This window comes from Streptomyces sp. NPDC031426, assembly GCF_055581585.1.
In genome coordinates this window covers 26,349-47,302 of sequence record NZ_JBVIJE010000040.1, presented here as the reverse complement: position 1 = coordinate 47,302, position 20,954 = coordinate 26,349, and the positions used below count along the sequence as shown (strand labels likewise).

19 protein-coding genes are annotated in these 20,954 nt (G+C 71.9%); 10 read left to right on the top strand and 9 right to left on the bottom strand.

Annotated elements, in window-relative coordinates; translation table 11 throughout:
• Nucleotides 1-5: 5 nt before the first annotated feature.
• The gene (locus tag ACZ5NH_RS41520; protein WP_468783093.1) at nucleotides 6-749 is read right to left on the bottom strand and encodes a hypothetical protein; all 744 of its coding nucleotides are present in this window, start codon (nucleotides 747-749) and stop codon (nucleotides 6-8) included.
• A 173-nt stretch (nucleotides 750-922) separates the two neighbouring features.
• On the opposite strand from ACZ5NH_RS41520, the gene ACZ5NH_RS41515 reads away from it, so the two are divergent.
• The 3 genes from ACZ5NH_RS41515 (at nucleotide 923) to ACZ5NH_RS41505 (ending at nucleotide 4,409) form a co-directional block, all read left to right on the top strand.
• Nucleotides 923-1,657, top strand: a complete 735-nt coding sequence (locus ACZ5NH_RS41515; RefSeq protein WP_468783091.1) for a Crp/Fnr family transcriptional regulator — start codon at nucleotides 923-925, stop codon at nucleotides 1,655-1,657.
• Nucleotides 1,658-1,738: 81 nt separating this feature from the next.
• Nucleotides 1,739-4,150 carry a hypothetical protein gene (locus ACZ5NH_RS41510; protein WP_468783089.1) on the top strand — a complete coding sequence of 804 codons (2,412 nt, stop codon included), beginning with the start codon at nucleotides 1,739-1,741 and terminating at the stop codon, nucleotides 4,148-4,150.
• A 34-nt stretch (nucleotides 4,151-4,184) separates the two neighbouring features.
• A complete protein-coding gene (locus ACZ5NH_RS41505) occupies nucleotides 4,185-4,409 on the top strand; it encodes a hypothetical protein (RefSeq protein WP_468783087.1) in 225 nt (74 codons plus the stop codon).
• A 55-nt stretch (nucleotides 4,410-4,464) separates the two neighbouring features.
• Here the strand turns inward: ACZ5NH_RS41505 and ACZ5NH_RS41500 are convergent, their stop codons facing one another.
• The gene (locus tag ACZ5NH_RS41500; RefSeq protein WP_468783085.1) at nucleotides 4,465-5,262 is read right to left on the bottom strand and encodes an FHA domain-containing protein; all 798 of its coding nucleotides are present in this window, start codon (nucleotides 5,260-5,262) and stop codon (nucleotides 4,465-4,467) included.
• A 170-nt stretch (nucleotides 5,263-5,432) separates the two neighbouring features.
• Between ACZ5NH_RS41500 and ACZ5NH_RS41495 the strand changes: the two genes are divergently transcribed.
• The gene (locus ACZ5NH_RS41495; protein WP_468783083.1) at nucleotides 5,433-7,061 is read left to right on the top strand and encodes a serine/threonine-protein kinase; all 1,629 of its coding nucleotides are present in this window, start codon (nucleotides 5,433-5,435) and stop codon (nucleotides 7,059-7,061) included.
• Nucleotides 7,062-7,335: 274 nt separating this feature from the next.
• On the opposite strand, the gene ACZ5NH_RS41490 is transcribed toward ACZ5NH_RS41495, so the two are convergent.
• Together ACZ5NH_RS41490 and ACZ5NH_RS41485 are read right to left on the bottom strand one after the other, a co-directional pair.
• The gene (locus ACZ5NH_RS41490) at nucleotides 7,336-7,758 is read right to left on the bottom strand and encodes a type II toxin-antitoxin system VapC family toxin (RefSeq protein ID WP_468783081.1); all 423 of its coding nucleotides are present in this window, start codon (nucleotides 7,756-7,758) and stop codon (nucleotides 7,336-7,338) included.
• Complete coding sequence (locus ACZ5NH_RS41485) at nucleotides 7,755-7,985, bottom strand: FitA-like ribbon-helix-helix domain-containing protein (RefSeq protein WP_451554542.1); 231 nt, start codon at nucleotides 7,983-7,985, stop codon at nucleotides 7,755-7,757. The genes ACZ5NH_RS41490 and ACZ5NH_RS41485 overlap by 4 nt, the downstream gene beginning before the upstream one ends.
• Nucleotides 7,986-8,419: 434 nt before the next feature.
• Between ACZ5NH_RS41485 and ACZ5NH_RS41480 the strand changes: the two genes are divergently transcribed.
• Together ACZ5NH_RS41480 and ACZ5NH_RS41475 are read left to right on the top strand one after the other, a co-directional pair.
• On the top strand, nucleotides 8,420-9,313 hold the full coding sequence (locus ACZ5NH_RS41480) for a glycosyltransferase family 2 protein (protein WP_468783079.1): 894 nt from the start codon (nucleotides 8,420-8,422) through the stop codon (nucleotides 9,311-9,313).
• A 558-nt stretch (nucleotides 9,314-9,871) separates the two neighbouring features.
• Nucleotides 9,872-13,099, top strand: coding sequence for an AfsR/SARP family transcriptional regulator (locus ACZ5NH_RS41475; protein ID WP_468783077.1), 3,228 nt, complete (start codon nucleotides 9,872-9,874; stop codon nucleotides 13,097-13,099).
• 121 nt (nucleotides 13,100-13,220) lie between these two features.
• On the opposite strand, the gene ACZ5NH_RS41470 is transcribed toward ACZ5NH_RS41475, so the two are convergent.
• The 3 genes from ACZ5NH_RS41470 to ACZ5NH_RS41460 all read right to left on the bottom strand — a co-directional run bounded on the left by ACZ5NH_RS41470 (nucleotide 13,221) and on the right by ACZ5NH_RS41460 (nucleotide 16,423).
• A complete protein-coding gene (locus ACZ5NH_RS41470; RefSeq protein WP_468783075.1) occupies nucleotides 13,221-14,921 on the bottom strand; it encodes a bifunctional 3'-5' exonuclease/DNA polymerase in 1,701 nt (566 codons plus the stop codon).
• Nucleotides 14,922-14,967: 46 nt separating this feature from the next.
• On the bottom strand, nucleotides 14,968-15,729 hold the full coding sequence (locus tag ACZ5NH_RS41465) for a Clp protease N-terminal domain-containing protein (protein WP_468783073.1): 762 nt from the start codon (nucleotides 15,727-15,729) through the stop codon (nucleotides 14,968-14,970).
• A gap of 67 nt (nucleotides 15,730-15,796) precedes the next feature.
• Nucleotides 15,797-16,423: a LysE family translocator gene (locus ACZ5NH_RS41460; protein ID WP_468783071.1), complete on the bottom strand. Its 627-nt coding sequence runs from the start codon at nucleotides 16,421-16,423 to the stop codon at nucleotides 15,797-15,799.
• 234 nt (nucleotides 16,424-16,657) lie between these two features.
• Here ACZ5NH_RS41460 and ACZ5NH_RS41455 point away from each other — a divergent pair, with 234 nt between their 5' ends.
• Nucleotides 16,658-17,767: a DUF2786 domain-containing protein gene (locus ACZ5NH_RS41455; protein ID WP_468783069.1), complete on the top strand. Its 1,110-nt coding sequence runs from the start codon at nucleotides 16,658-16,660 to the stop codon at nucleotides 17,765-17,767.
• A 446-nt stretch (nucleotides 17,768-18,213) separates the two neighbouring features.
• Here the strand turns inward: ACZ5NH_RS41455 and ACZ5NH_RS41450 are convergent, their stop codons facing one another.
• Both ACZ5NH_RS41450 and ACZ5NH_RS41445 read right to left on the bottom strand, forming a co-directional pair.
• Nucleotides 18,214-18,729: a DUF4232 domain-containing protein gene (locus tag ACZ5NH_RS41450; protein ID WP_468783067.1), complete on the bottom strand. Its 516-nt coding sequence runs from the start codon at nucleotides 18,727-18,729 to the stop codon at nucleotides 18,214-18,216.
• 130 nt (nucleotides 18,730-18,859) lie between these two features.
• Complete coding sequence (locus ACZ5NH_RS41445; RefSeq protein ID WP_468783065.1) at nucleotides 18,860-19,324, bottom strand: hypothetical protein; 465 nt, start codon at nucleotides 19,322-19,324, stop codon at nucleotides 18,860-18,862.
• Between the two features lie 272 nt (nucleotides 19,325-19,596).
• Between ACZ5NH_RS41445 and ACZ5NH_RS41440 the strand changes: the two genes are divergently transcribed.
• Genes ACZ5NH_RS41440 through ACZ5NH_RS41430 form a run of 3 tightly spaced genes read left to right on the top strand, consistent with a single transcriptional unit; the run spans nucleotide 19,597 to nucleotide 20,805 of the window.
• Nucleotides 19,597-19,971 (top strand): VOC family protein, encoded by a 375-nt coding sequence (locus ACZ5NH_RS41440; RefSeq protein WP_388636152.1) that lies wholly within the window; start codon nucleotides 19,597-19,599, stop codon nucleotides 19,969-19,971.
• A gap of 7 nt (nucleotides 19,972-19,978) precedes the next feature.
• Nucleotides 19,979-20,335 carry an ArsR/SmtB family transcription factor gene (locus ACZ5NH_RS41435; protein WP_388636150.1) on the top strand — a complete coding sequence of 119 codons (357 nt, stop codon included), beginning with the start codon at nucleotides 19,979-19,981 and terminating at the stop codon, nucleotides 20,333-20,335.
• Nucleotides 20,332-20,805 carry an SRPBCC family protein gene (locus tag ACZ5NH_RS41430; protein ID WP_388636148.1) on the top strand — a complete coding sequence of 158 codons (474 nt, stop codon included), beginning with the start codon at nucleotides 20,332-20,334 and terminating at the stop codon, nucleotides 20,803-20,805. The genes ACZ5NH_RS41435 and ACZ5NH_RS41430 overlap by 4 nt, the downstream gene beginning before the upstream one ends.
• Nucleotides 20,806-20,954 lie beyond the last annotated feature (149 nt).

The window sequence follows — 20,954 nt, the reverse complement described above, 5'->3', positions numbered from 1 at the left end:
GCGTATCAACCTCGGTCGTTGTGGCGGATGTACTGGTCGCCCCGGTGCACGGCGAAGACCGTGCCGTTTCCTGTGGCCTGGACGAGTTGCTCCACGGTCCGCGGCTCGGGCTGCGCAGGCTGCTCGGCGGAGTCGGAATCCCGGCCGGAACCGACCTGCGGCCCGACGGGGCTGCCCGGGTACCAGAGCCAGGCCCGCGCGGCGTATTCCTTGACCCGGACGTCGGCCGCGGTGAAGGCGTCGGCTTCGAGCCCCTCGTAGCCGTGCCCGACTGTTTCCTCGTAGAAGTGGTGCGAAAGGATCGCGGCCAGCGGGGTGCCGCCGGTACCGGCGAGGGTCGCGTGCCGCAGCGGGGCCGAGTCGAGCAGCCGGGCCAGCGCCTCGAAGGGGGCGCCGGAGACGGTGCCGTCCGGATCGAGCCGGATCTCCCCCGCGTGCACCGCGGCCCGCACCCGCAGCCGGGTGTCCGCGCCGGCGTGCCGGTTGTGCTCACGGATCCGTGAGCACAGCTCCGGGAGCAGCGGGAACAGCAGTCTGGCCTTGGGCAGTGCGGCCGGGGCGACGAGCCGGCAGCCGTCGCCGGTGTCGACGTACGCGAAGTCCCCCGCGTCCAGATCCGCGACGCCCAGGGCGTCGGACAGCGCGGAACGCAGAATTCTGCGGATCTCCTGCAGCCGCTGCTCGCCGCGGCCCGCGGAGCCCGCGATGTCACACGCCAGCAGGGCTCGGTATTCGTACCTCGGATTCACTATTCCTCCGCGATCACGACGGGGCAGGCAATTCGAAGATCGATTTGCTGTCGTCCCGGTCATCCGGTGTCGACAAGATGATTGACGAGACCGTAGAGGAGGGGTCCCCGGGTAGAACGGCTACTAATACGGCTTGTGCGGCTTCGGCCGCACGAGGAAGAGAGGTGTGGCCGATGAGCAACACACGGGTTCGCGGGGCCGCGGCCTACTGGCCGCCGGCCGGGCTGCTCGGCCGGGTCGACGAGGCCGACCGCGGAATCCTCATGGGACTCGGCCACGGCGTGGCCTACCCGGCTGGCCAGATCACCATCCGCGAGGCCGACACCTCGGACTTCGCGCTGCTCCTGCTCGGCGGCATGGTGAAGGTCACCGCGCACGCGCAGGACGGCCGCGAGGCGCTGCTGGCCGTGCGGATGGCCGGGGACCTGGTCGGGGAGTTCGCCGGGATCGACGGCCAGCCGCGCGTCGGCACTGTGACCGCCTGTGGCAGGGTGCTGGCCCGCTACATACTGCGTTCCGAACTGCTGGAGTGCACCAAACAGCACCCCACCATAGGACTTGCGCTCAGCGCGAGCGTGGTGGCCAAGCTGCGTACGGCGACCGGCCGGATCGTCGATTTCACCGGTTGTGACGTGCTCGGACGGCTGGCCAGGATCCTGCACCACCTGGCCGTCACCTACGGGCGTCCCGGCCGGAACGAAGCCCAACTCCCGCTGTCGCAGCCGGAGATGGCCACCCTGGTCGGCGCGGCGGAGTCGTCGATCCACAAGGCCCTGCGGGTGCTGCGGGAGTCGGGCGCAATCGTGACCGGCTACCGCAGGATCACGATCCTCGACCTGGATCACCTCGCCCGGATCGCTGTCGCGACCGGGCCCGCCGGATTGCCGGCGATCTCGCCGAACACGTAAAAACGCCGGGTTCGCACGACGGGTCGGCGCCAGCCTGACCGAGTGGCGGGACCCGGGCGTTTGAGAGGACGGGGGAAGAAGATGTCGGAGAACAACGGTGTTCCGGACGATTCAGGGCGGATCCGGGCCGGCGACGTGTCCGGAACGATGGTCGTAGGCAGCCACAACACCGTGAGCAACCTGAAGATCACCGCCGAGTCCGGTTCGACCGTCACCGTGCACGGGGGACCGCTGCCGGATCCGGTCAAGCGCCCGTCGATCTCCCAGCTGCCGCGGTCCGCCGCCGAGCCGCTGATCGGACGAGCGCGGGACGTGCGCGCACTGCGAGAGGCGATCGAGACACGTCAGTTGGTGCAGGTCTGGGGCGCGTCCGGGGTCGGCAAGAGTGCGTTGCTGCGCCACCTCGCGTGCACGATGGCGCGCGGGCCCGAAGGCGCGGCCTATATCGAAGCCGGCGGACGTACGGCTGATGACATCGCGCAGGCGATATTCGACATCAGCTTCGACGCGCCGAACTACAAGCCGTCGTTGGAGGTGCTGAAGGAGCATCTGAAGACCCTGCGGCTGCGGATCTACCTGGACGACGCGGGGTTCGACGAGAAGGACCTGCGCCGGCTCTTCGACATGGCCGAGCAGTCCACGTTCGTCTTCACCTCGCAGCAGCGGTCCGCGGTCGACGGTGTGCACGCGATCCGACTCGAAGGACTGACGGCCTCGGCGGCGGCGGAACTGGTGGCGGCACTGCTGTCCCGCGAGCTGCGGCCCGACGAGGTGCCGATCGTGGACGCGCTGTGCGACGCGGTGGACGGCAACCCGCTCCGGCTGCGGCGCATCGCCCTGTCGGCCGCGACCGGCAAGGGCCTGCCGGGCATCGCCGATCTTCCCGAACTGCTTCCCGCGCTGCTGAACAGGCTCCGGCCGCAGGAGCGCGACCTGCTGTACCTGCTCGGTTCGCTGTCCGGCGCCGAGTTGGCCCCCCGGCATCTCAATGATCTGCTCGGCCGTCCGGACACCGGCGCGCTCGCCGACGGCCTGGTGCGACACGGACTGCTGCTCGCCTCGGAGACCGGCTACAGCTGTCCGCCGGATGTTGCCGAGTGCGTGCTGAACATGCGGAAGACGGAGTTTCCCGCCGATCGGCTCTGCCGGGCGCTCACCGCCTGGGTCGAGGCGAGGGACACCACTCCGGACGACGTCGCGGCGCACTTCCAGGCCCTGGATGTCGCGGTGCTGCGAGCGGAGCAGAGCGGACACGCGCAGCTCGGCGCGGGGCTGGCCCGTGTCGCCTCGCCGAAGCTGGCGCTGTCCCGGCAGTTCGACGCGTGGGGCAGCCTGCTCGGAGCCGGTTGGGCAGCGGCGAAGAGCGCGGGGGACAAGGAGGGTGAGGAGTTCTTCCTGCGCGAGGCTCGCACCCGCCGGAAGGCGATCGGGCGGGCCGCGCAGACGACGGCCCTGGTGCTCGAGGCGGAGGTGCTGTGGCGGGAACTCACCGCCCTGCACGCGCATTCGGCGGCCCATCGGGTCGCCGACGCGGCGTCGGTCACCGCCCCGCCGACCACCACACCGCCGGTCCACCCGGTTACCCCGACGCACAGTGCGGTCAACACGCAGGCCATCACCCACTCGACCGTCCCCACCTCCGCCCCTTCGGCTCCCGCGCACACAGCGCTGCCCGGACACGCGGCGAGGCCGGTGGTCGACCTGTCCCACGCCTCCGCACAGCCGCACGTCGCCGCCCACGCGGCCGGCGCACACTCAGCCGTACCGACACCCCCGCGGATCGACCTCTCGGCGGCGCATTCTTCCGTCACCCCGTCGACGCACGCCGCGAGCACCACGACGACCTCGGCGAGCACAGGCCACACGGGGCTCGTCGGCGCCGGTGCGACAGGTGCCAAGGGCGGACTATCGGCACTCGCCCTCGCCTGCACGCTCGGCCTCGCGGCCGTGCTGGGCGTGGGTGCCATGGTCTACGCGAACGACCAGCCGAACTCGTCTCAAGCCGTCACGTCGAGCCCCTTCAGCACGCCGAACCCGAGCGACGACACCTTGCCCACCGACGACACCTCGCCGACGCCCACCGTCGATCCCTTGTGCGCGACCGTGATCTCCGAACTGTCGTCAGAGACCCGGCAGTTCAACACCGACGCCGCCATCGCCTCCGCTGCGGTCGACACGTACAACAGCGACATGGCCTCCTACAACTCGGGCGCCACGTCCACCGTTCCCGACGACAGCACGTTGCTCTCCGACGTCAGCACCGTCATCAGCGACCTGAATTCCCTCGAGTCCACGTTGCAGGAGGCCGTCTCGCAGGCCCAGGACAGCTCCGTGGCATCAGACCTCAACGGCATGCTGACCGCCACTCAGCAGATGCAGAGCATGTATCAGTCGTACGAGAACGATCCGAAGAATTCCCAGGTCGACCCGTCGAGTCAGGCCTCGGCGATGAACTCGGCATCGGACAGCCTGCAGACCGACTGCGGCGCCTGACCCTCCCTGAGACCAACCAGTAGAAAGGCCGGCCATGCCCGCGGAATCCACACACGGAGACATCCACACCGGGGACGTCTCCGGCACCTTCGTCGTAGGAGACAACAACCGCGTGACGAACACGACGCGTCACCCCGAGCAGCCGCAGCCGCAGCCGCAGCAGAGCTCGGCGGAGGACCAGGCAGCCGTCTTCGCAGTCCAACACGGCACCATGCACGTCACGTACAACGCCGCAGCCGAGCGTGAGGCGGAAGGCTGAGAAACGCCGCGTGCCCAGGCCGACGATCGGCCGGGGCACGTACCCTGCGATCCGCTCAGTCCTTGTCGGCCAGCAACTCCAGGTCCTGAGCACTCAGCGTCGCCGTCTTCAGCAGTTCCCTGATCAGGTTGACACTGAGTGTCGAGCCGACCGGTTCGCCGACCTCGTCGCGCAGCAGTCCGCGCACGCCCCGGCGGTGCAGCCGTTCGCGCACGTCCTCGACCGTGTTCGCGACCGACTTGTAGGTCCAGGACTTGGTCGCGTACGGGGAGGCGTTGACCAGACGGGCTGTGTCCTCCCAGGCCAGCGGGAGCGGGAAGGCGTCGTGGCCCTCCAGGTAGCGCCGGGCGAGTGCGGTGAGCACCAGCCGCTCCTGCGGGGAGAGTTCGTAGACCGTCTCGGGATCCACGGTCTCCGCACCGCTCGTGGAGCGGGGGTTCCGGTCGTCCTCGTCGTCCACGACGCGGACCTCCACCAGGTGGGAACGCCGCTTGGACGAGTTGATCACCAGCGGGGTGTACCCGGACTCGAGGAGCCGCTTGTGGCCGGTGAGCATCAGCACCCCGTCGGGCAGTTCGATCGGCAGATTGCCGGTGTTGACCAGCCACCAGTCGCCGTCCGTGGCCGTACAGGTGAACACGCCGTGCCGACGGCTGACGGTCGGGTCGTCGACACCGACCGGCACATGCACGTCCTCGCGGTCGCGCCCGAACAGCAGCGTGTACCGGCGCGGCGGCACGGCGTACCCGCCTTCCGGACCCAGTACGAAGATCGTCCCCGGCGGCGCCGAGGGCACCCTGTCGGAGGGACTGCCCGGCGGCAGCATCTGGGGTGGGAAGTTTCCGTACGCCATATCACATACCTCCGGCTCGGCTCGCGTCAGTGTATGAGCGCACCGCGAGGACCGGTCCTCCCACAGATGCGTACGCCGGGCAAGGCGCGTTCGCCGCCAACTCGTGTTGCCTTGCCCTGACTTGCCCGATAGCCTGCCCGCCGTGAGCGCGAGCGGCCGGGGAACTGCCGATGATGGATAGCACGATCGCCGAACCGCTCGGCGCGGACGATCCGCAGGAGATCGGCAGCTTCAACATCATCGGTCTGCTCGGCGTCGGCGGCATGGGCGAGGTCTACCTCGGCGCGTCCGACAAGGGCTACGCCGCCGTCAAGCGCGTCCGGCCACGGTTGGTCTCCAGCGAGCGCTTCGAACGCGAGGTCGGCATCCTCTACCGTGTGCCGACCGGGGTCGGGCCGCGGGTGCTGGCGAGCGACGGCACCGCGGAACGTCCCTGGTTCGCCACCGAGTACGTGCCCGGACTCACCGTGGACGAGGCGGTCCGGCTGCGCGGCCCGCTGCCCGCCGAGGCGCTGTGGCTGCTGCTGGCCGAGGCGGCCACTCACCTGTCGGCCGTGCACGCGTTCGAGATCGTGCACCGTGACGTCAAGCCCGGCAACGTCATGCTGGTGCGGGACGGCGTGAAGCTGATCGACTTCGGCATCGCGCGCGCCGCGGACCAGGCGAGGCTCACCAAGAGCGGTGGCAGCTACGGTACGCAGGGATTCTCGGCACCGGAACAGCAGGCCGGGGACGAGGACGTGGACGCGCCCGCGGACGTCTACTCGCTCGGGGCGCTCGTGCTCTACGCGGCTTCGGGCCGCACGCCCGGTGTCGTCCCCGACGTCGAGCCGCTGCGTGCCGTGGACGCCGACCTCGCCGCCGTCATCGGGTCCTGTCTCGCGACCGGCCCCGGAGCCCGCCCCACCGCCGGCGAGGTGGTGGAGGCGGCCCGCGCACACCTGCCTGTTCCGCCTCCCTCCTGGCCTTCCGAGGTCATGTCACGCATCGCCTCGCGACGTGCCTTCGCCGCGACGCCGGTCGGCAAGCTGGAGACCGTCCCGCCGCCGGACCTGGATGCGGATCCGACGCCTGAGACCGCGCCCCCGTCCGCCGCGTTACCTCGCCACTCACGCAAACGCCTGCTCCTGCTCCCGATCGCCGCAGTGATCGCCCTCGGCGCCGTCGCAGCGTTCGTACTCGTCCCGTCCGCTTCCCGGCACAACGGCGCTGCGCATCCGTCCGACAGCGCGTCGGTCAGCGTCGAGCCCCTGGCCGGGGCGACACGGACGCCCTCCGCGAGCCCAAGCCGTTCGGCCTCGCCCACCGCTGAGTCCGGGCGCCCGACCCCGGTCGTCCCGGCCGGCACCGACACTGCCGTCCCGCCGAGCGCGTCCAGCGCGCGTTCGCCCTCCGGCCCCGTCGCGACCGCCGCGTCCTCAGCAGCCGCCACCCGCGTCACCTCGTCGTCGATCAGTGGTATCAACGGCAGCGATGACCCGCAGCAGGTCAAGGGCTCCGAGGCGGACACTTCCTGGTTCGGCAACGACGCCGCCTGCTCCGCCTGGCTGGACGACAGCGGCTCCGGCGAACTCGCAGGCGTGCTCAACACCTCCCTGAACCAAAGCTGTGGCGCCGAGCTCTACCGCAGCGACGGCATCGCGTACACGTTCCGGGCCTCCTGGGGCGCCGCGAAAACAAGTTTCATCTCAGACGTCGGCCACACGATGTGGATCTGCGTCTGGAACGCGAGCGACCGATCCGACGAGCAGTGCTCCGCCCGCTTCGCCATGAACGGCGACACCCCGGTCAAGGAGTGAAACAAACGGCACAACCCGTGGGCCTCCCGAGCCGCAAGGGGGCCGGCGCGGCTCATGTGCGCGGGCTGTTTGAGCCCGCGGGCGAGCGTGTGGGACTACTGCCACGAGGCTTGACCATCCGGACGGATCCGCTCCGCTCCGGCTCACGGCAAGGGGAGCGCCCGAATCTGATCGGGGCGCGGCGGACGCCAAGGCCAGACCCAGTGCGGCGACAACTATGGAACCCACAGACCGTGCATGGGTTGTGGAGCCGCGCGCGTTGGTGCCGCTGAGGTCAGGTGCTGGGTGCCTCGAAGGTCTCGATCGGGCAGCGTGCTGCCCCGCTGCGCTCGATCCTGGCGTCGCTGGTGATCAGCGGAATACCGAGGCTCTCGGCGAGGGCCACGTAATGCGCGTCGTAGACGGAGAGGTTGTTCGACAGCTCGCGTACGCGCTGCCACAGGACCAGTGTGGGGTGCAGGTCGAGGGCGAGGGCCTGGTAGTCGGTGATCGCCTTCAGGGCTTCCTTTTCAGTGATCTTCGGCTTGCCCCCTCGCCGACCGCGGGCCAGCCCGAAGGCGGCCGAGGTGATCTCGTAGTCCAGCAGGCCCGGGGCTGCGAGAGCGTCGGCGCGGCCCACCCGCTCACGGATCGCGGTCCCGGTCTCGCCGTGGTCGAGGAGGAAGTGGACGAGGCTGGAGCAGTCAATGACGATCAACGTCGGTCCCGCCCGTCCTCGATGGCGTCGAGGATGTCGGTCGTACTGAGCTCGGTGCGGGTTTCACGCTCCAGGCGTGCGGCCATCTCCGCCAGGGTGGGCTTGGCGGCTTCCCGGGAGAGAAGGTCCAGGGCGTATGCCTGGAGCGACTTGCCCGCCTGTGCGGCGCGGACCTTCAGGGCGTTGACTGTGTCGTCCGGGACATCACGGATCGTAATGGCGGTCATGCCTTCATTTTAGCAGCGGTGCAGGCAATATGCAGTCATCAGGGGCTGGTCGTACTGCACGCCGGTGCTGACCCAACCGTGCGGCGTGCGACTGCCCCTTCCGCGCCGCCGGCCGGATGGTGACCCACACTCGGCAGGGCCGCCTGCGTACGGCCGGCGCCTCTGGCCAAACAGCTGGCCTGGGGTTTCTTGTGTGCTGGGGGAGAAGCAGGCTCGCGGTGCCGATCGCGGCACGCCCGTCCGGAGGGGGTGTGGCCGGTGGACGGGGGATGCCGTCACCGCTCGGTTTCCATGCCCGGACAAACGCGGAGCAAAGGGGCTGCCAAGTGAATCGGGGTCGGGTGAACCCGCGGATCTGAGGCAACATCTTGGTGAACGGTGGGCGCCGCGCGGTCAGGGCGCGGCGCCGCCGGCGGCCGGATGGGGTGAGGGACGTGGTGGAGCCGAGGATCGCCGTAGCCGTGGTGACCATGGGCAACCGGCCCGCCGAGGTCGACGCCCTGCTGGAGTCCGTGGCCAAGCAGGACCTCGCCCCCGCCCGCATCGTGATCGTCGGCAACGGCTGCCGGCTGCCCGAGTTCGCGCGCCGGCTCTCCCTGCCCGGCGAGGTCACCACCATCGACGTGGAGGAGAACCTCGGCTGCCCGGGCGGCCGCAACGTCGCCCTCGCCCGCCTGCGGGAGTACGGCGACGTCGACGTCGTGGTGGAACTGGACGACGACGGCCTGCTCGTCGAGGCCGACGTGCTGCGGCGCGTACGGGACCTGTACGCCGCCGACCCGCGCCTCGGTATCGTCGGCTTCCGGATCGCCGACGAACACGGCGAGACCCAGCAGCGGCACGTACCCCGCGTGGGCAAGTCGGATCCGCTGCGCGGGGGTTACGTCACCGGGTTCCTCGGCGGCGGGCACGCCCTGCGCATGGCGATGCTGGCCGAGACGGGGGACTGGCCCGCGGAGTTCTTCTTCGCGCACGAGGAGACCGACCTCGCCTGGCGCGCCGCCGACGCCGGCTGGAAGATCCTCTACGCCCCCGAGCTGCTGCTCCAGCACCCCAAGACCTCGCCGGCCCGACATGCCATCTACTACCGCGTCAATGCCCGCAACCGCGTCTGGCTCGTGCGGCGCCGGCTGCCGCTGCCGCTCGTCCCCGTGCACCTCGGCGTCTGGACGCTGCTCACCCTCGCCCGCACGCGCTCTGCGGCGGGGCTGAAGGCGTGGTTCGGCGGGTTCGTGGAAGGGCTGCGGAAACCGGCCGGCGAGCGCCGGCCCATGCGCTGGCGGACGGTGTGGCGGCTCACCCGGCTGGGGCGCCCGCCGGTGATCTGAGGTGCGGGGCGCCGGACGGCGGGTGGGGGTCCTTTTCGGTGGGTGCCCGCGTCCGCGGGAGCCGTCATCGCTGGGAGCAGTCATCGGTGCGATGGGCTGGGCGCCTTCGTCGATCGCCTGGCAGGCCTGAAAGGGACTGGGGCAGGGAACGGGACGGGGCCCCGGGCGTTCACCTCCGCCGACCGGGGCCCCTTGCGTCCCCGGACCCGGCCTACGGCGACACTCCCCCGAGTTACGCGACATGCGCGCGCGCCGTCGGACCAGATCCGATGGAAATGATCACATCAGGATTCGCCAACGGATCGCTAACATGTGGCCAACGGTTCGTCGGCCGATGGCGGGCCCGTTGGCCGGAATTCGCCGACGGTATCCGAAACAGGCCGTAGGGCAGGCCGATCCGCGGCCGGTCCGGGCGGCAGAAGGTGGCGGGAAACCGTTGTGAACAGGGCGGAATTCCGCCAGGGAACCGCGGGCACAGGCTCGCAGGGGACGGCGGGCACGGGCCCGTCGCGGAGCACGGTCGGTCCCGACCGCGCGGGAAGGCAGTGGGGCGGCGTGATGCGGCGGTGCGAGCTGCGGTTCGGACTGCTGGGGCCACCGGTCCTGTACGACCGACAGCCGTTCGGGATCTCGTACGAGACTCCCGACGCCCTTCCCGGCAACTCTCCCCACGACGGCACCGATACCGACAACGGCGTCCGTGCCATCGGCAGCCCGAAGGTGCGCGCGCTGCTGGCCGCACTGCTGCTGGAGCCGGGCCGGGTCGTGTCGGTGGAGTCGCTGAAGGACGCCCTGTGGGGCGGGGCGCCGCCGGTCTCCGCGCAGGCGTCCCTGCACAACCACGTCACCCGGCTGCGCCGGCTCCTGGACGACCCCGACCGGCTCAGGGCCGTACCGCCGGGATACGTACTGCGCGTGGATCAGGGCGAGTTGGACGTGCATGTCTTCGACGCCCGGGTCGCCGAGGCGCGTGCCGCGCATGCCCGGCGGGACTGGCCGGGTGTCGTACGGGCCTGTACGGCCGCGCTCGCGCTCTGGCGCGGCGCACCGCTCAGCGGGCTCCCCGCAGACCTCGGCGGTTATGCCCTGGTGCAGCGGCTGGAGGAGGCCCGGCTGCTCTTGCTGGAGTGGCGCTACGACGCCGAACTAGCCCGGGGTGGAGCGCGGTTGGCCGGAATCGTCCCGGAGCTCGCCGCGCTGGTCGCCGAGTATCCGCTGCGGGAGGCGTACCACCGTCAGCTCATGCTCGCCCTGCACCGTAGCGGCCGTCAGGCCGAAGCCCTCGCCGTACACCGCGATCTGCGCGCCCGCCTGATCGAGGAACTCGGCATCGAACCCGGTCCGGCGGTCCGCGAGGCCCATGTCGAGGTGCTGCGGGGGAGAGGCGGGGAACGAAAGGGGACCGAGGGGGAGCGCGAGGGGCGGCGGCGGGACGTGGCGGGCGACCACCAGGCCGTGGGCGCCGGTCACTTGGGCGGTGCCGTCGAGGAAGCCGAAACGCCGGGCCCGCACGAGGGCGGTGCCGCGCCGGACGCCCGGCAGCCCCCGCGGCCCGCGCAACTCCCGGCGCCTCCGGCGCACTTCACCGGCCGCGTCGAGGTCCGCCGCGAGCTGCGGCGCGCGCTCACCGAGCCGCCCGCCCCGGCTCCGGCCGTCGCCGTGATCAGCGGTATGGCGGGCGTCGGCAAGAGCGCGCTCGCCCTGGCGGTCGCCCATGAGCTGCGGGAACGTTTCCCCGATGGGCAGCTGTACGTCAATCTGCACGGCGTCACCCCCGGCATGGCCCCGCTCAGCTCCGTCCATGCGCTGGCCGCGCTGCTCCGCGACCTGGGCGCCGAGCCCCGCAGCATCCCCGAACACCCGGACGCGGCCGCCGCGTTGCTCCGCTCGCTGCTCGCCCCTGCCCGCGTTCTGCTGGTGCTGGACGACGCGGCGAACGCGGCCCAGGTGCGGCCCCTGCTGCCGGCCGGGCCCGGCTGCGCGGTGATCGTCACCAGTCGCTCGCCGCTGACCGCGCTCGACGGCGCCCGGCGCTTCCCGCTCGCCCCGCTGACCGGCGAGGACAGCGCGGCGCTGCTGCGCGCCGTGAGCGGCCGCGAGGGACTGGATGCCGGTCACCCGCTGGTCGAGCTGACCGGCCGGCTCCCGCTGGCGCTGCGCGTCGTGGCCGCCCGGCTCGCCGCCCGCCGCGCCCTGACCCCGGATGTGCTGGCGGGCCAACTCGCCGAGACGGGCGGCCGGTTGCGCCATCTCGAGTACGACGACCTGAGCGTCCGGCGTTCCCTGGCCGTCGCTCACGACGCGCTCGCCGCCGCCGAGCGCGAGGAGGACCGGGACGCGGCCCTCGCGCTGCGCCGCATCGGCGCGCTGGACCTGCCGACCTACGGCGCACCGCTGATCGCCCGCCTCACCGGCACCGACGCGCGGCGCGCCGAGGCGGCCCTGGACCGCCTGGTCGACGTCGCCCTCCTGGAGGAGACCGCCTACGGCCGTTACGCCCCGCACGACCTGGTCCGCGACTTCGCCCGTGAACTGGCGGACACGGGGAAGGACACCGGCGTGGGAGCGCCGAGCGGCCTTCCGGACACGGACAGCGAGCGGAGCCCGGGCACGCGGGGCGAGGCCGGCCGTCGGACCGACCTCGCCGCCGTACGCGCCCCCGACCTGATCGCCCTGCGCTGGTACGCCGCCGTGGCCGAACGGCTGCTGGAGGCGATCGCGGAGCCCGGGATCGACCAGGAGGACCGGCGCCGGCCCACCTCGGCGCAGCCGCCGGAGCACGCTTCCGACGTGGCCGCGCTGGCGTCCTTCGAGTCCGCCGAGCAGGCCTTCGGCTGGGGCGAGGTGGAGCTGGAGAACGTCGTCGCCCTGGTGTCACGCAACGCGGGTGTGTCCGACCCGCGCCGGGCCGCGCACCTCTCGACGCTCGCACGGCTGCTCTTCCCCTACGTCCAGCGCGGCGGCCGGGTCGCCGAGATGGAGGTGCTGGGGCGGGCCGCGCTCGGGGCGGCGCGGCGGCTCGGGGACGCGGCGGCCGAGGCGTACGCCCTCGGCGATCTGGCGGCCTTGCACTTCCTGACCGGCCGGCAGAAGGACGCCCTCGCTCTCACCGACCGGTCCCTGGAGATCTGGCGCCGGCTCGGTGTCGTCTCCCGGATCCGGCGCTGCCTGAACAACCGGGGCCTGCTGCTGGAGGGGCTCGGGCGGTTCGCGGAGTCCGGGGAGGCGCTGCGGCAGAGTCTCGCGTACTCGCGGCAGCTGAACGACCCCTACGGAGAGGCCGTCACCCACAGCCATCTCGGCAACCTCTACGAACACACCGACCCGCGTGCCGCCATCGAGCAGCACCGGCGTTCGCTGGCGATCGGGGACGCGATCGGCGCGGTCATCGTGCAGCACTCGGCGCACTGCAACATCGGCTACGCCCATCTCACCCTCGGCGAACCGGCAGCCGCGGCGGAGCATTTCGAGGAGAGCCTGCGCATCCTCGGCGGGCACGGCGACTGGCACGGGGAGTCCCAGACCCGGCTCGGCCTGGTCCGCGCGCTGCGGCAGCTGGGGGAGACCGAACGGGCGGGTCGCGAGTGCACCGAGCTGCTGCGCCGGGCCGACGCTCGCGCCGACCGCTACATGGGCGGCCTGGCCCGGCACCAGCACGGGCTGCTGCTGAGCGCGCGCGGGCGGCGGGCGGAGGCGCGCGACGCCTGGCGCGCGGCACTCGCGGCGCTGGACGGGACCGACGAGCAGGCGGTCGTGGCGGAACTGCGGGAGCTTCTGGCGGAGTGAGCGAACGGCTGCCGAACAGCTCGCACGCAGTGGCCCAAGGCTTGGGGTGCAGCTCGCGCGGAGTGGCCGGCAGAGGTGCGAGCAGCGCTTGCGAAGTGGCCGAAGTGCACCCGCGCGGCGCTCACTTGGCGTCGGCATAGCACTCCACCACCGCCGTGGTGAACGGGAACCGCACCGGTGTCTCGCCGAAGGCCAGCCGGCCAGCGAGGTCGGCGGACGCGCGGATGGCCTGGACGACCGCGTCGGCCTCCTCGGCGGGGCAGTGCACGATCACCTCGTCGTGCTGGAAGAAGACCAGCTCCGCCTTGAGGTCCGCGCAGGCCCGGCGGAGCCCGGCGAGCATCAGCAGGGCCCAGTCGGCGGCGCTGCCCTGGACGACGAAGTTGCGCGCGAAGCGGCCCCGCGCCCGGGAGTTGCTGGAGGCGTAGCCGGGGACCCAGGCGGTCTGGCCGTCCGTCTGCGTCTCGGCGTCGTCGTCCCCGACGGGGATGCCCGCCTCGTCTGCCGCGTCCTCGCCGGATCCGGCGGCCGGCGGACAGGTCCGGCCCAGCCAGGTGCGCACGAGCCGGCCCTCCTCGCCCGCGCGTGCCGCCTCGTCGACGTAGGCGACGGCCTTGGGGAAGCGGCGACGCAGCGCGGCCAGGTTCTTCAGGCCGTCACCCGAGGTCTGGCCGTAGATCGCGCCCAGGACGGCGACCTTGGCCTGGTCGCGGTCGCCGGAGAAGGCGCGGTCGGACACGGACTGGTAGAGGTCGCTCGCGCGGCCGGCGACCTCCATCAGCCCGGGGTCGCGGGAGATGGCGGCGAGCACGCGCGGCTCCATCTGGTCGGCGTCGGCCACCACCAGCCGCCAGCCGGGGTCGGCGACCACGGCCCGGCGGATCACCTTGGGGATCTGCAGTCCGCCGCCGCCGTTGGTCACCCAGCGGCCGGTGACCGTGCCGCCGGCGAGGAACTCTGGGCGGAAACGGCCGTCGCGCACCCAGTCCTGCAGCCAGGACCAGCCGTGTGCCACCCAGATGCGGTACAGCTTCTTGTACTCCAGCAGGGGTTCGACGGCGGGATGGTCGACGGACCGGATCTCCCAGCGGCGGGTGGACTTCACCTTGATCCCGGCCTGCGCGAAGGCCTTGATCACGTCGGCGGGCAGGTCGGGGCGGACCCGGCGGCCGAAGGCGGCGGAGACCTCGTCGGCCAGCTCGGCCAGGCGGCGCGGTTCACCGCCGCCCGCGTACCGCTCGCCCAGCAGGTCGTGCAGCAGGCGGCGGTGGACCTCGGCGCTCCACGGCAGGCCCGCGTGGTTCATCTCGGCGGCCACCAGCATGCCGGCCGACTCGGCGGCCGTCAGCAGCCGCATCTGGTCCGGGAGGGCGGTCCGCTGGTGCCGCCGGAGCTGCTCGGCGTAGACCGCGAGGAGGTCGGTCATGGGCAGGTGGCTGCCCGTGGGCTCGAACAGCGGGGACTGGGCGCCCGGTTCGGCCGAGCGCTGGGGCGGGTCGGGCGGTACGGGGCCGCCCCGGAGGCGGGCCAGGGCGGCGGCGGCCGAGCGTGGCTCGCCGTACCGGCCCTCGTGGCCCAGCAGGAGTGTCTCGGCGTCCTCGATGTCGTAGCACCGCTCCACTCGCACCCCCGTGGCGAGCAGACGCGGGTAGACCTCAGGGGTGGACCGCCACACCCAGCGCGTCACCTCCGGGCGGCTCCGCACCGCCCCGGCGAGATCGCTCTCCCGCCGCACCGGCCCGGCGGGCAGCCCGTCCGGGCCGAGGGGGGCGATGTCCACGCCTGAGTCCTCGGCCGGTGCGAGCGCCCACCGGTCGGTCATGACTGGAGTGTGGCAGCCGGGTCTGACAATCGCTGTGACCTGCTGTTCAGTCCTGCGATGCGGTGGTGTCGCCCGCCCCGGCCGCCGGGAACTTCTGCTCCGCCAGCAGCGACAGCGCCCTGGCGATGTACGCCTCCGTCGCGGACTTGGTGATGCCGAGGCCGCTGAGGACGCCCTGGCCGTTCTCCTGCTCCAGGAGCGCCAGCAGGATGTGCTCGGTGCCGATGTAGTTGTGGCCGAGCCGCAGGGCCTCGCGGAAGGTGAGTTCCAGGGCCTTCTTGGCGTCGGGGCCGTAGGGGACGAGGTCCGGGACCTCGTCCGCGGCGGGCGGGAGCGCGGCGGACGCGGCCTGTCGTACCGCGTCCAGCAGGACGCCCTGCTCGATGATCGCCTTGGCCCCGATGCCCTCGGGCTCGGCCAGCAGCCCGAGGACCAGGTGCTCGGGGCGGCCCTCCGGGTTGCGGGCGGCCACCGCCTCGTTGTGCGCGGCCATGACCACGTTCCGCGCGCGCGGGGTGTAGCGGCTGAAGTCGCCGGCGTCGAGGCCGCCGGACTCCTTCGACACGAAGCGCTTCTGCGCCGCCTGCCGGGTCACGCCCATGCTCCGGCCGATCTCGGTCCAGGAGGCGCCCGAGCGCCGTGCCTGGTCGACGAAGTGGCCGATCAGGTGGTCGGCCACGTCACCGAGGTGGTCGGCGGCGATCACCGCGTCCTGGAGCTGTTCGAGGGGCTCGTTGTGGGCCTTCTTGATGGCCTCGATGAGGTCGTCGAGGCGTACGGATGCCGTGATGTTCGGGTTGGTCGCCATGCGTCAACCGTAGGTTGCGCCCCGAGGCGTGTCAACCGATAGTTGACAGCCCAGTTCTCCTACTCGGTCACTTCGGTGCGACCGCCAGACGTACCGCGAGCCCGGCGAAGACCGTCCCGCTGAAGTAGTCCAGGCCCCGGGCGACCCGCCGGCTGCGCCGCAGCAGCGAGGCGAGCTTCCCGGAGAGCAGCCCGACCGAGCCGTCCACCACCACGCCCATCGCCGTGATCGTGAAGCCCAGGACGAGGAACTGCTCGCGCATGTGGCCCAGGCCGGGGTTCACGAACTGCGGCAGGAAGGAGACGTTGAAGAGGATCACCTTCGGGTTGAGGAGATTGGTGACGGCGCCCCGCCAGAACGCCCGCCGGCGCCCCTTCCCCGGTGCCGCCTCGGCCTCGATCGGGCCGCCGTCGCCCCGGAACGCCCTGACCGCGAGGAACAGCAGGTAGGCCGCGCCCGCCCAGTGGAGTGCTTCGTAGAGCGTCGGCAGGGTCAGGAACAGGGCTGACAGGCCGAGCGCCGCGGCGACCGTGTGCACCAGCATGGCGCAGGCGACCCCGAGGGCGGCCGCGACCCCCGTCAGGGGGCCGCCCCGGCCGCCCACCGCCACGATGAACATCATGTCGGGGCCGGGAGTGACGCAGAGTGCGAAAGCGGCGATCAGGAACGCCGCGTAGAGAGACGTGTCCACCATGCCGCCATGCTTCGCCCGCTCCCACGCTCGCGTGGCGAATTCCAGGGACTGGGACGGTATGGCGGCCAATCGGTCGGCGGGTCGGCGGCGTTGAGGTTCGGGACCCTCGGCGGGCAGGCTCTCCGGTCCTGTTGACCAGGGCCGCCACCCCTCCCGCCATCCGGGGGGCCCTTCATCCACAGCCTGTGGACAAAGCTCGGTCCGCTGTCGGTGGGGCATGGCACGATCGACGATGTGACCAGCACAGCCAGCACGGTCGAGAGGGCCTTCAGGGCCGCCCTCTACGACGACACCGACACCGGCCTCGACACGGGCGCCTCCCTGCTCGCCGCCGATCCCGCCGCGGACGCCGAACTCGCGCGGCGGGGCGAGGAGTTCGTGGCGACGGCCTGGCAGCGCGGCTGGCAGCCCGCCGATGTCGTACGGCTGGTGCGGCGCGAGCTGGAGGACGCGCATGTGCGCCTGGCCACCGCCCTGATCCGCGCCCAGGCGGGGCGGGACCGCCCGCGCGGGCGCCGCTGGGCCGCCCAGTTGGCGGAGCTGCCCGCGGCGCCCGGCCGCGAGGCCGACCGCTTCGCGCAGGCCACGACCGCGCTGGAGCTGTACCGCCTGCTGCTGCGCCTGCCCGCCCTGGAGCCCTTGGAGGAGGAGCGCCGGCGCGCCCCCGGCCCGGCCGCCTCCCGCATGCTCGCCCGGATCCGCGCGCTGCTCGCCAAGGCCGAGGCGACCGGGTATCCGGAGGAGGCGGAGGCGCTCAGTGCCAAGGCACAGGAGCTGATGGCGCGGCACAGCGTCGACGAGGCGCTGCTCGCCGCCGAGGCGCCCGCGCCGGACGCGCCCGGCGCGTGCCGGATCGGGGTCGAGCCGCCGTACGAACAGGCCAAGGCCGTGCTGCTCGACGCCGTGGCCGGCGCGAACCACTGTCGCGCGGTGTGGAACGAACCGCTCGGTTTCTCCACGGTCGTCGGCTTCGAGGCGGACCTGGAGGCGGTCGAGCTGCTCTACACCTCGCTGCTGGTGCAGGCCACACACGCGATGACCAAGGCGGAGGCCGCGCAGAGAGCCGGCGGGCGGAAGCGGACCAAGACCTTCCGGCAGTCGTTCCTGGCCGCCTACGCCCACCGCGTCGGCGACCGGCTCGCGGCCGCCGCCGAGACCCAGGTCAGCCAGGACCTGCTGCCGGTTCTCGCCACCAGGGAGATAGCCGTCACCGACCGCCTGGAGCGCATGTTCCCCGAGACCACGACCACTCGCCTGCGCGGCGTGAGCGACGCGGCCGGCTGGACGGAGGGCGCAAGAGCCGCAGACCAGGCCCAGGTCAGACACCGCCCCAGACTGGAGTGAGCCCGGCCCAGGCGGAGAGAGTCCACCGACACCGGACATCGGCCCGCCCGAAGCCGACGAGAGCCCGCGGGGTCGGCCCGCCCGAGGCCGACGGTGAGTTCACTCCAAGCTGGAACCGGCCGGCCTGAAGCCGACGGCCGGAGCCGGCCCGCTCGAAGCCGACGTCAGCCCGCCCGGGCTGGACTCAGCCTGCCCGAAGCGGGGTCGGCCCGCCCGAGGCCGGCGGTGAGTTCACTCCAAGCTGGAACCGGCCGGCCTGAAGCCGACGGCCGGAGCCGGCCCGCTCGAAGCCGACGTCAGCCCGCCCCGGCTCGACCCAGTCAGCCCGAGGCTGGAACCAGCCCGTTTGAAGCCGATGTCAGCCCGCCCGGGCTGGAGGCAGCCCGCCCGGAGCCCGTCCGGACCCTCCTCAGCCCGGCCCAACCCTCCCCAACCCGTCGAGCCGCTCAGTCGCCCACCTGCTGGAAGGCCGTCACGGAGGCGTTCGGGGCGGTGTCCGCGGGCTGGGTGGCGACGGGGCCGTAGGACCAGGGGAAGCCTCGGGAGGCGGTGGTGCCGGGCAGGGTGATCTTCACGGTCTTGGGGTCCAGCGCGGCCTTGTCGCCCGTCTTGCCGCGCACGTAGGCGATGGTGAAGGACGCCGAGTCACCCTTGGCGAGCTTCAGCTTCTGGGCCTTGGCGCCCTTGAGGGCGGGCACCTTGACCTCGGTGCTGCCGGCGCTCAGAGCGACACCCGCGAAGTCGTCCAGGGTGCAGGGCTTGCTCTGGTTGGTGATGCTGACCGGAATCTCGCCCGTGTCGCCTGCCTTCGGCGCCACGCTCGCGGACCCGATCTGCACGGAGACCCCGCCGATCTCGCAGGCCGAGCTGTTCTTGCCGCTGCCCTTGCTCCCGCCGCCGTTGCAGGCGGTGAGCAGGAGGGCGGCGGCGAGGGCCGTGACGGTGAGCGGAATGGCGCGCATGAGCAGGTCCCATCGAGGTCGTGACGGTGCCCCTGCATCATGGCGCCTGCGCCTGGACCGGGTCCGCCCACCCCCGGTGGAATCACCGCTTCAGGTGGCACTCCTCACCGGACTCACACCTGACGCCGCTTCAACGCTTCAACTTGGTCGGCAGCGCCGAAGGCAGCTTGCCGCCATCCGCCTTGGTGTACGTCTCCTTGCCGGTCCTGCCCGACCAACTCACCGTCAGGCCCTTGGCGTCCACCGAGTCGACCATGCCGGTGACCCGGTCCTTGTTGCCGTCGGGGCAGGTCAGATGGATCATCTGCATCCCGGACTCCTCGCCCGCGGCGCCCTGGCACCAGGCCTTCCGGCCGGTCACGAAGAGCCCGGCCTTCTTGCCGGTGATCACCAGGGCCACGATCTTGCCGCCGCTCGTGGTGATCCAGCTGCCCTGGAGCTTGCCGGAAGCTCCCTTCGCGGCGTCCGAGCCCGAAGGGGAGGCCGACGCGCTGGTCGCGCTCGGCGTCGAGGAGGAGGCGGTCTTGTCGCCGTCGCCCCCGCCCCCGCTGCACGCGGTCAGCGCGGCCAGCGCGCCCACCAGGCCCGCGGCCACGGCCGCGGTCCGCACCCTTGCCCTCGCAGCACTCGCAGCACTCGCAGAAGTCACCGGAAAGCTCCCAAGCTCGTAGCGGCCGGCCGTCCTCGGCCGGACGGCCCGCAGCAAGCTACCAGCAGTGACCATGGGCACTTCCGGACGCCGGGCGGGAATCCGTTGTGAACGCGCTCGCGCGGCGTCACCCCGTACTGCCGGCGCCGGCCGAGATGCATGGGTAGGCGATTCCCTACGCTTGACTCGTAGGGAATCGCCTACCTATCGTCGTGCCCATGAACATCACTCACGCCTCCTTCGTCACCCTGCCCGTCACCGACCAGGACCGCGCCCTGCGCTTCTACCGAGACGTTCTCGGCTTCGAGGTCACCGCCGATCTGCAGATGCCGCCCGGGCGCTGGCTCCAGGTCGCGCCGAAGGGCGCGCAGACCGTCTTCACGCTCTCCGGGCCGGACATGGGCGGTTTCGAGCCCGGCTCGGCACGGGGGATCATGTTGGTGACGACCGATGTCGACGCCGACTGCGCGCGGCTCGCCGAGGCGGGCACCGAGGTGCGGGGTCCGGAGGAGTACCCCTGGGGGCGCATGGCGTCCTTCACGGACCCCGACGGCAACGGTCTGATGCTGCTGACGGAGAAGGAAGGCTTCTGAGCGCGCCATGAGCACTGGGACCGGGACGGGTACCGCCGCCGAGGACCGCGTCTTCGCCGCGCTCGCCAACGTCACCCGCCGCGAGGTGCTGCGGCTCCTGCGCGAGCGCGGACCACAGCCCGTCCAGGCCCTGGCCGACCACTTCGACATGCGCCGCCCGAGCCTCTCGGAACACCTCAAGGTGCTCCGGGAGGCCGGCCTCGTCTCCGAACAGCGCTCCGGGCGGCAGCGTATCTACCGCCTGGAGGCCGCCCCGCTCGCCGAGGTGCAGGACTGGCTCCACCCGTACGAGCGGTTCTGGCGTGACCGCCTGAAGGGTCTCGGCGACCTGCTCGACCGTCTGCCCGACGATGACCAGCCATGAGTACCGAACCCGGCAGTGACGCGGACGACCTGACCACCATCCGCGTCGACCAGTTCTTCCCGCACCCGCCCGCCAAGGTCTGGCGCGCCCTCACCGACCCAGCACTGCTCGCCCAATGGCAGATGCCCGGCGCCGAGCGCTTCCGGCTGGAGGTCGGCCACCGGTACCGGATGACCTCCGTCCCGCGTCCCAACGCCCGTTTCTCCGGGGTCGTGGAGGTACGGGTGCTGGCCTACGACATCGAGCGGATGCTGTCCGTCCGCTGGGCCGACGCCGATCCGGCCAATCCCGCGGACTGGACCATCACGTGGACACTGGAACAGGAAGGGCGCGGTACGCGTCTTTTCCTGGTGCACGAAGGTTTCGATCCGGACGATCCGGCTCAGCTGATGGCACGGAAGATCATGGACGGGGGTTGGCGGGGGCATGTCCTGCCTGCTCTGGGGCAGACGCTGGAACGGCTTGGCTGACGCAGGCGTCTCCCCGGTGAGTAAAGCGGACGTCAAACCTGTAACCGCGGGGCCACCCCTTGTGCACGTGCATTTGCTCATGCATCTGCACGTGAACGGGGTTATGATCCGGGTCAGTTGACCACGGCATCTATGGCCATACCAGCCAG

Coding starts and splice junctions, on each gene's coding strand:
- ACZ5NH_RS41475 (WP_468783077.1), top strand. CDS start 9,872: ATGCGGCGGTGCGAGCTGCGGTTCGGACTGCTGGGGCCACCGGTCCTG.
- ACZ5NH_RS41515 (WP_468783091.1), top strand. CDS start 923: ATGAGCAACACACGGGTTCGCGGGGCCGCGGCCTACTGGCCGCCGGCC.
- ACZ5NH_RS41510 (WP_468783089.1), top strand. CDS start 1,739: ATGTCGGAGAACAACGGTGTTCCGGACGATTCAGGGCGGATCCGGGCC.
- ACZ5NH_RS41495 (WP_468783083.1), top strand. CDS start 5,433: ATGATGGATAGCACGATCGCCGAACCGCTCGGCGCGGACGATCCGCAG.
- ACZ5NH_RS41465 (WP_468783073.1), bottom strand. CDS start 15,729: ATGGCGACCAACCCGAACATCACGGCATCCGTACGCCTCGACGACCTC.
- ACZ5NH_RS41430 (WP_388636148.1), top strand. CDS start 20,332: ATGAGTACCGAACCCGGCAGTGACGCGGACGACCTGACCACCATCCGC.
- ACZ5NH_RS41505 (WP_468783087.1), top strand. CDS start 4,185: ATGCCCGCGGAATCCACACACGGAGACATCCACACCGGGGACGTCTCC.
- ACZ5NH_RS41485 (WP_451554542.1), bottom strand. CDS start 7,985: ATGACCGCCATTACGATCCGTGATGTCCCGGACGACACAGTCAACGCC.
- ACZ5NH_RS41435 (WP_388636150.1), top strand. CDS start 19,979: ATGAGCACTGGGACCGGGACGGGTACCGCCGCCGAGGACCGCGTCTTC.
- ACZ5NH_RS41450 (WP_468783067.1), bottom strand. CDS start 18,729: ATGCGCGCCATTCCGCTCACCGTCACGGCCCTCGCCGCCGCCCTCCTG.
- ACZ5NH_RS41460 (WP_468783071.1), bottom strand. CDS start 16,423: ATGGTGGACACGTCTCTCTACGCGGCGTTCCTGATCGCCGCTTTCGCA.
- ACZ5NH_RS41440 (WP_388636152.1), top strand. CDS start 19,597: ATGAACATCACTCACGCCTCCTTCGTCACCCTGCCCGTCACCGACCAG.
- ACZ5NH_RS41500 (WP_468783085.1), bottom strand. CDS start 5,262: ATGGCGTACGGAAACTTCCCACCCCAGATGCTGCCGCCGGGCAGTCCC.
- ACZ5NH_RS41470 (WP_468783075.1), bottom strand. CDS start 14,921: ATGACCGACCGGTGGGCGCTCGCACCGGCCGAGGACTCAGGCGTGGAC.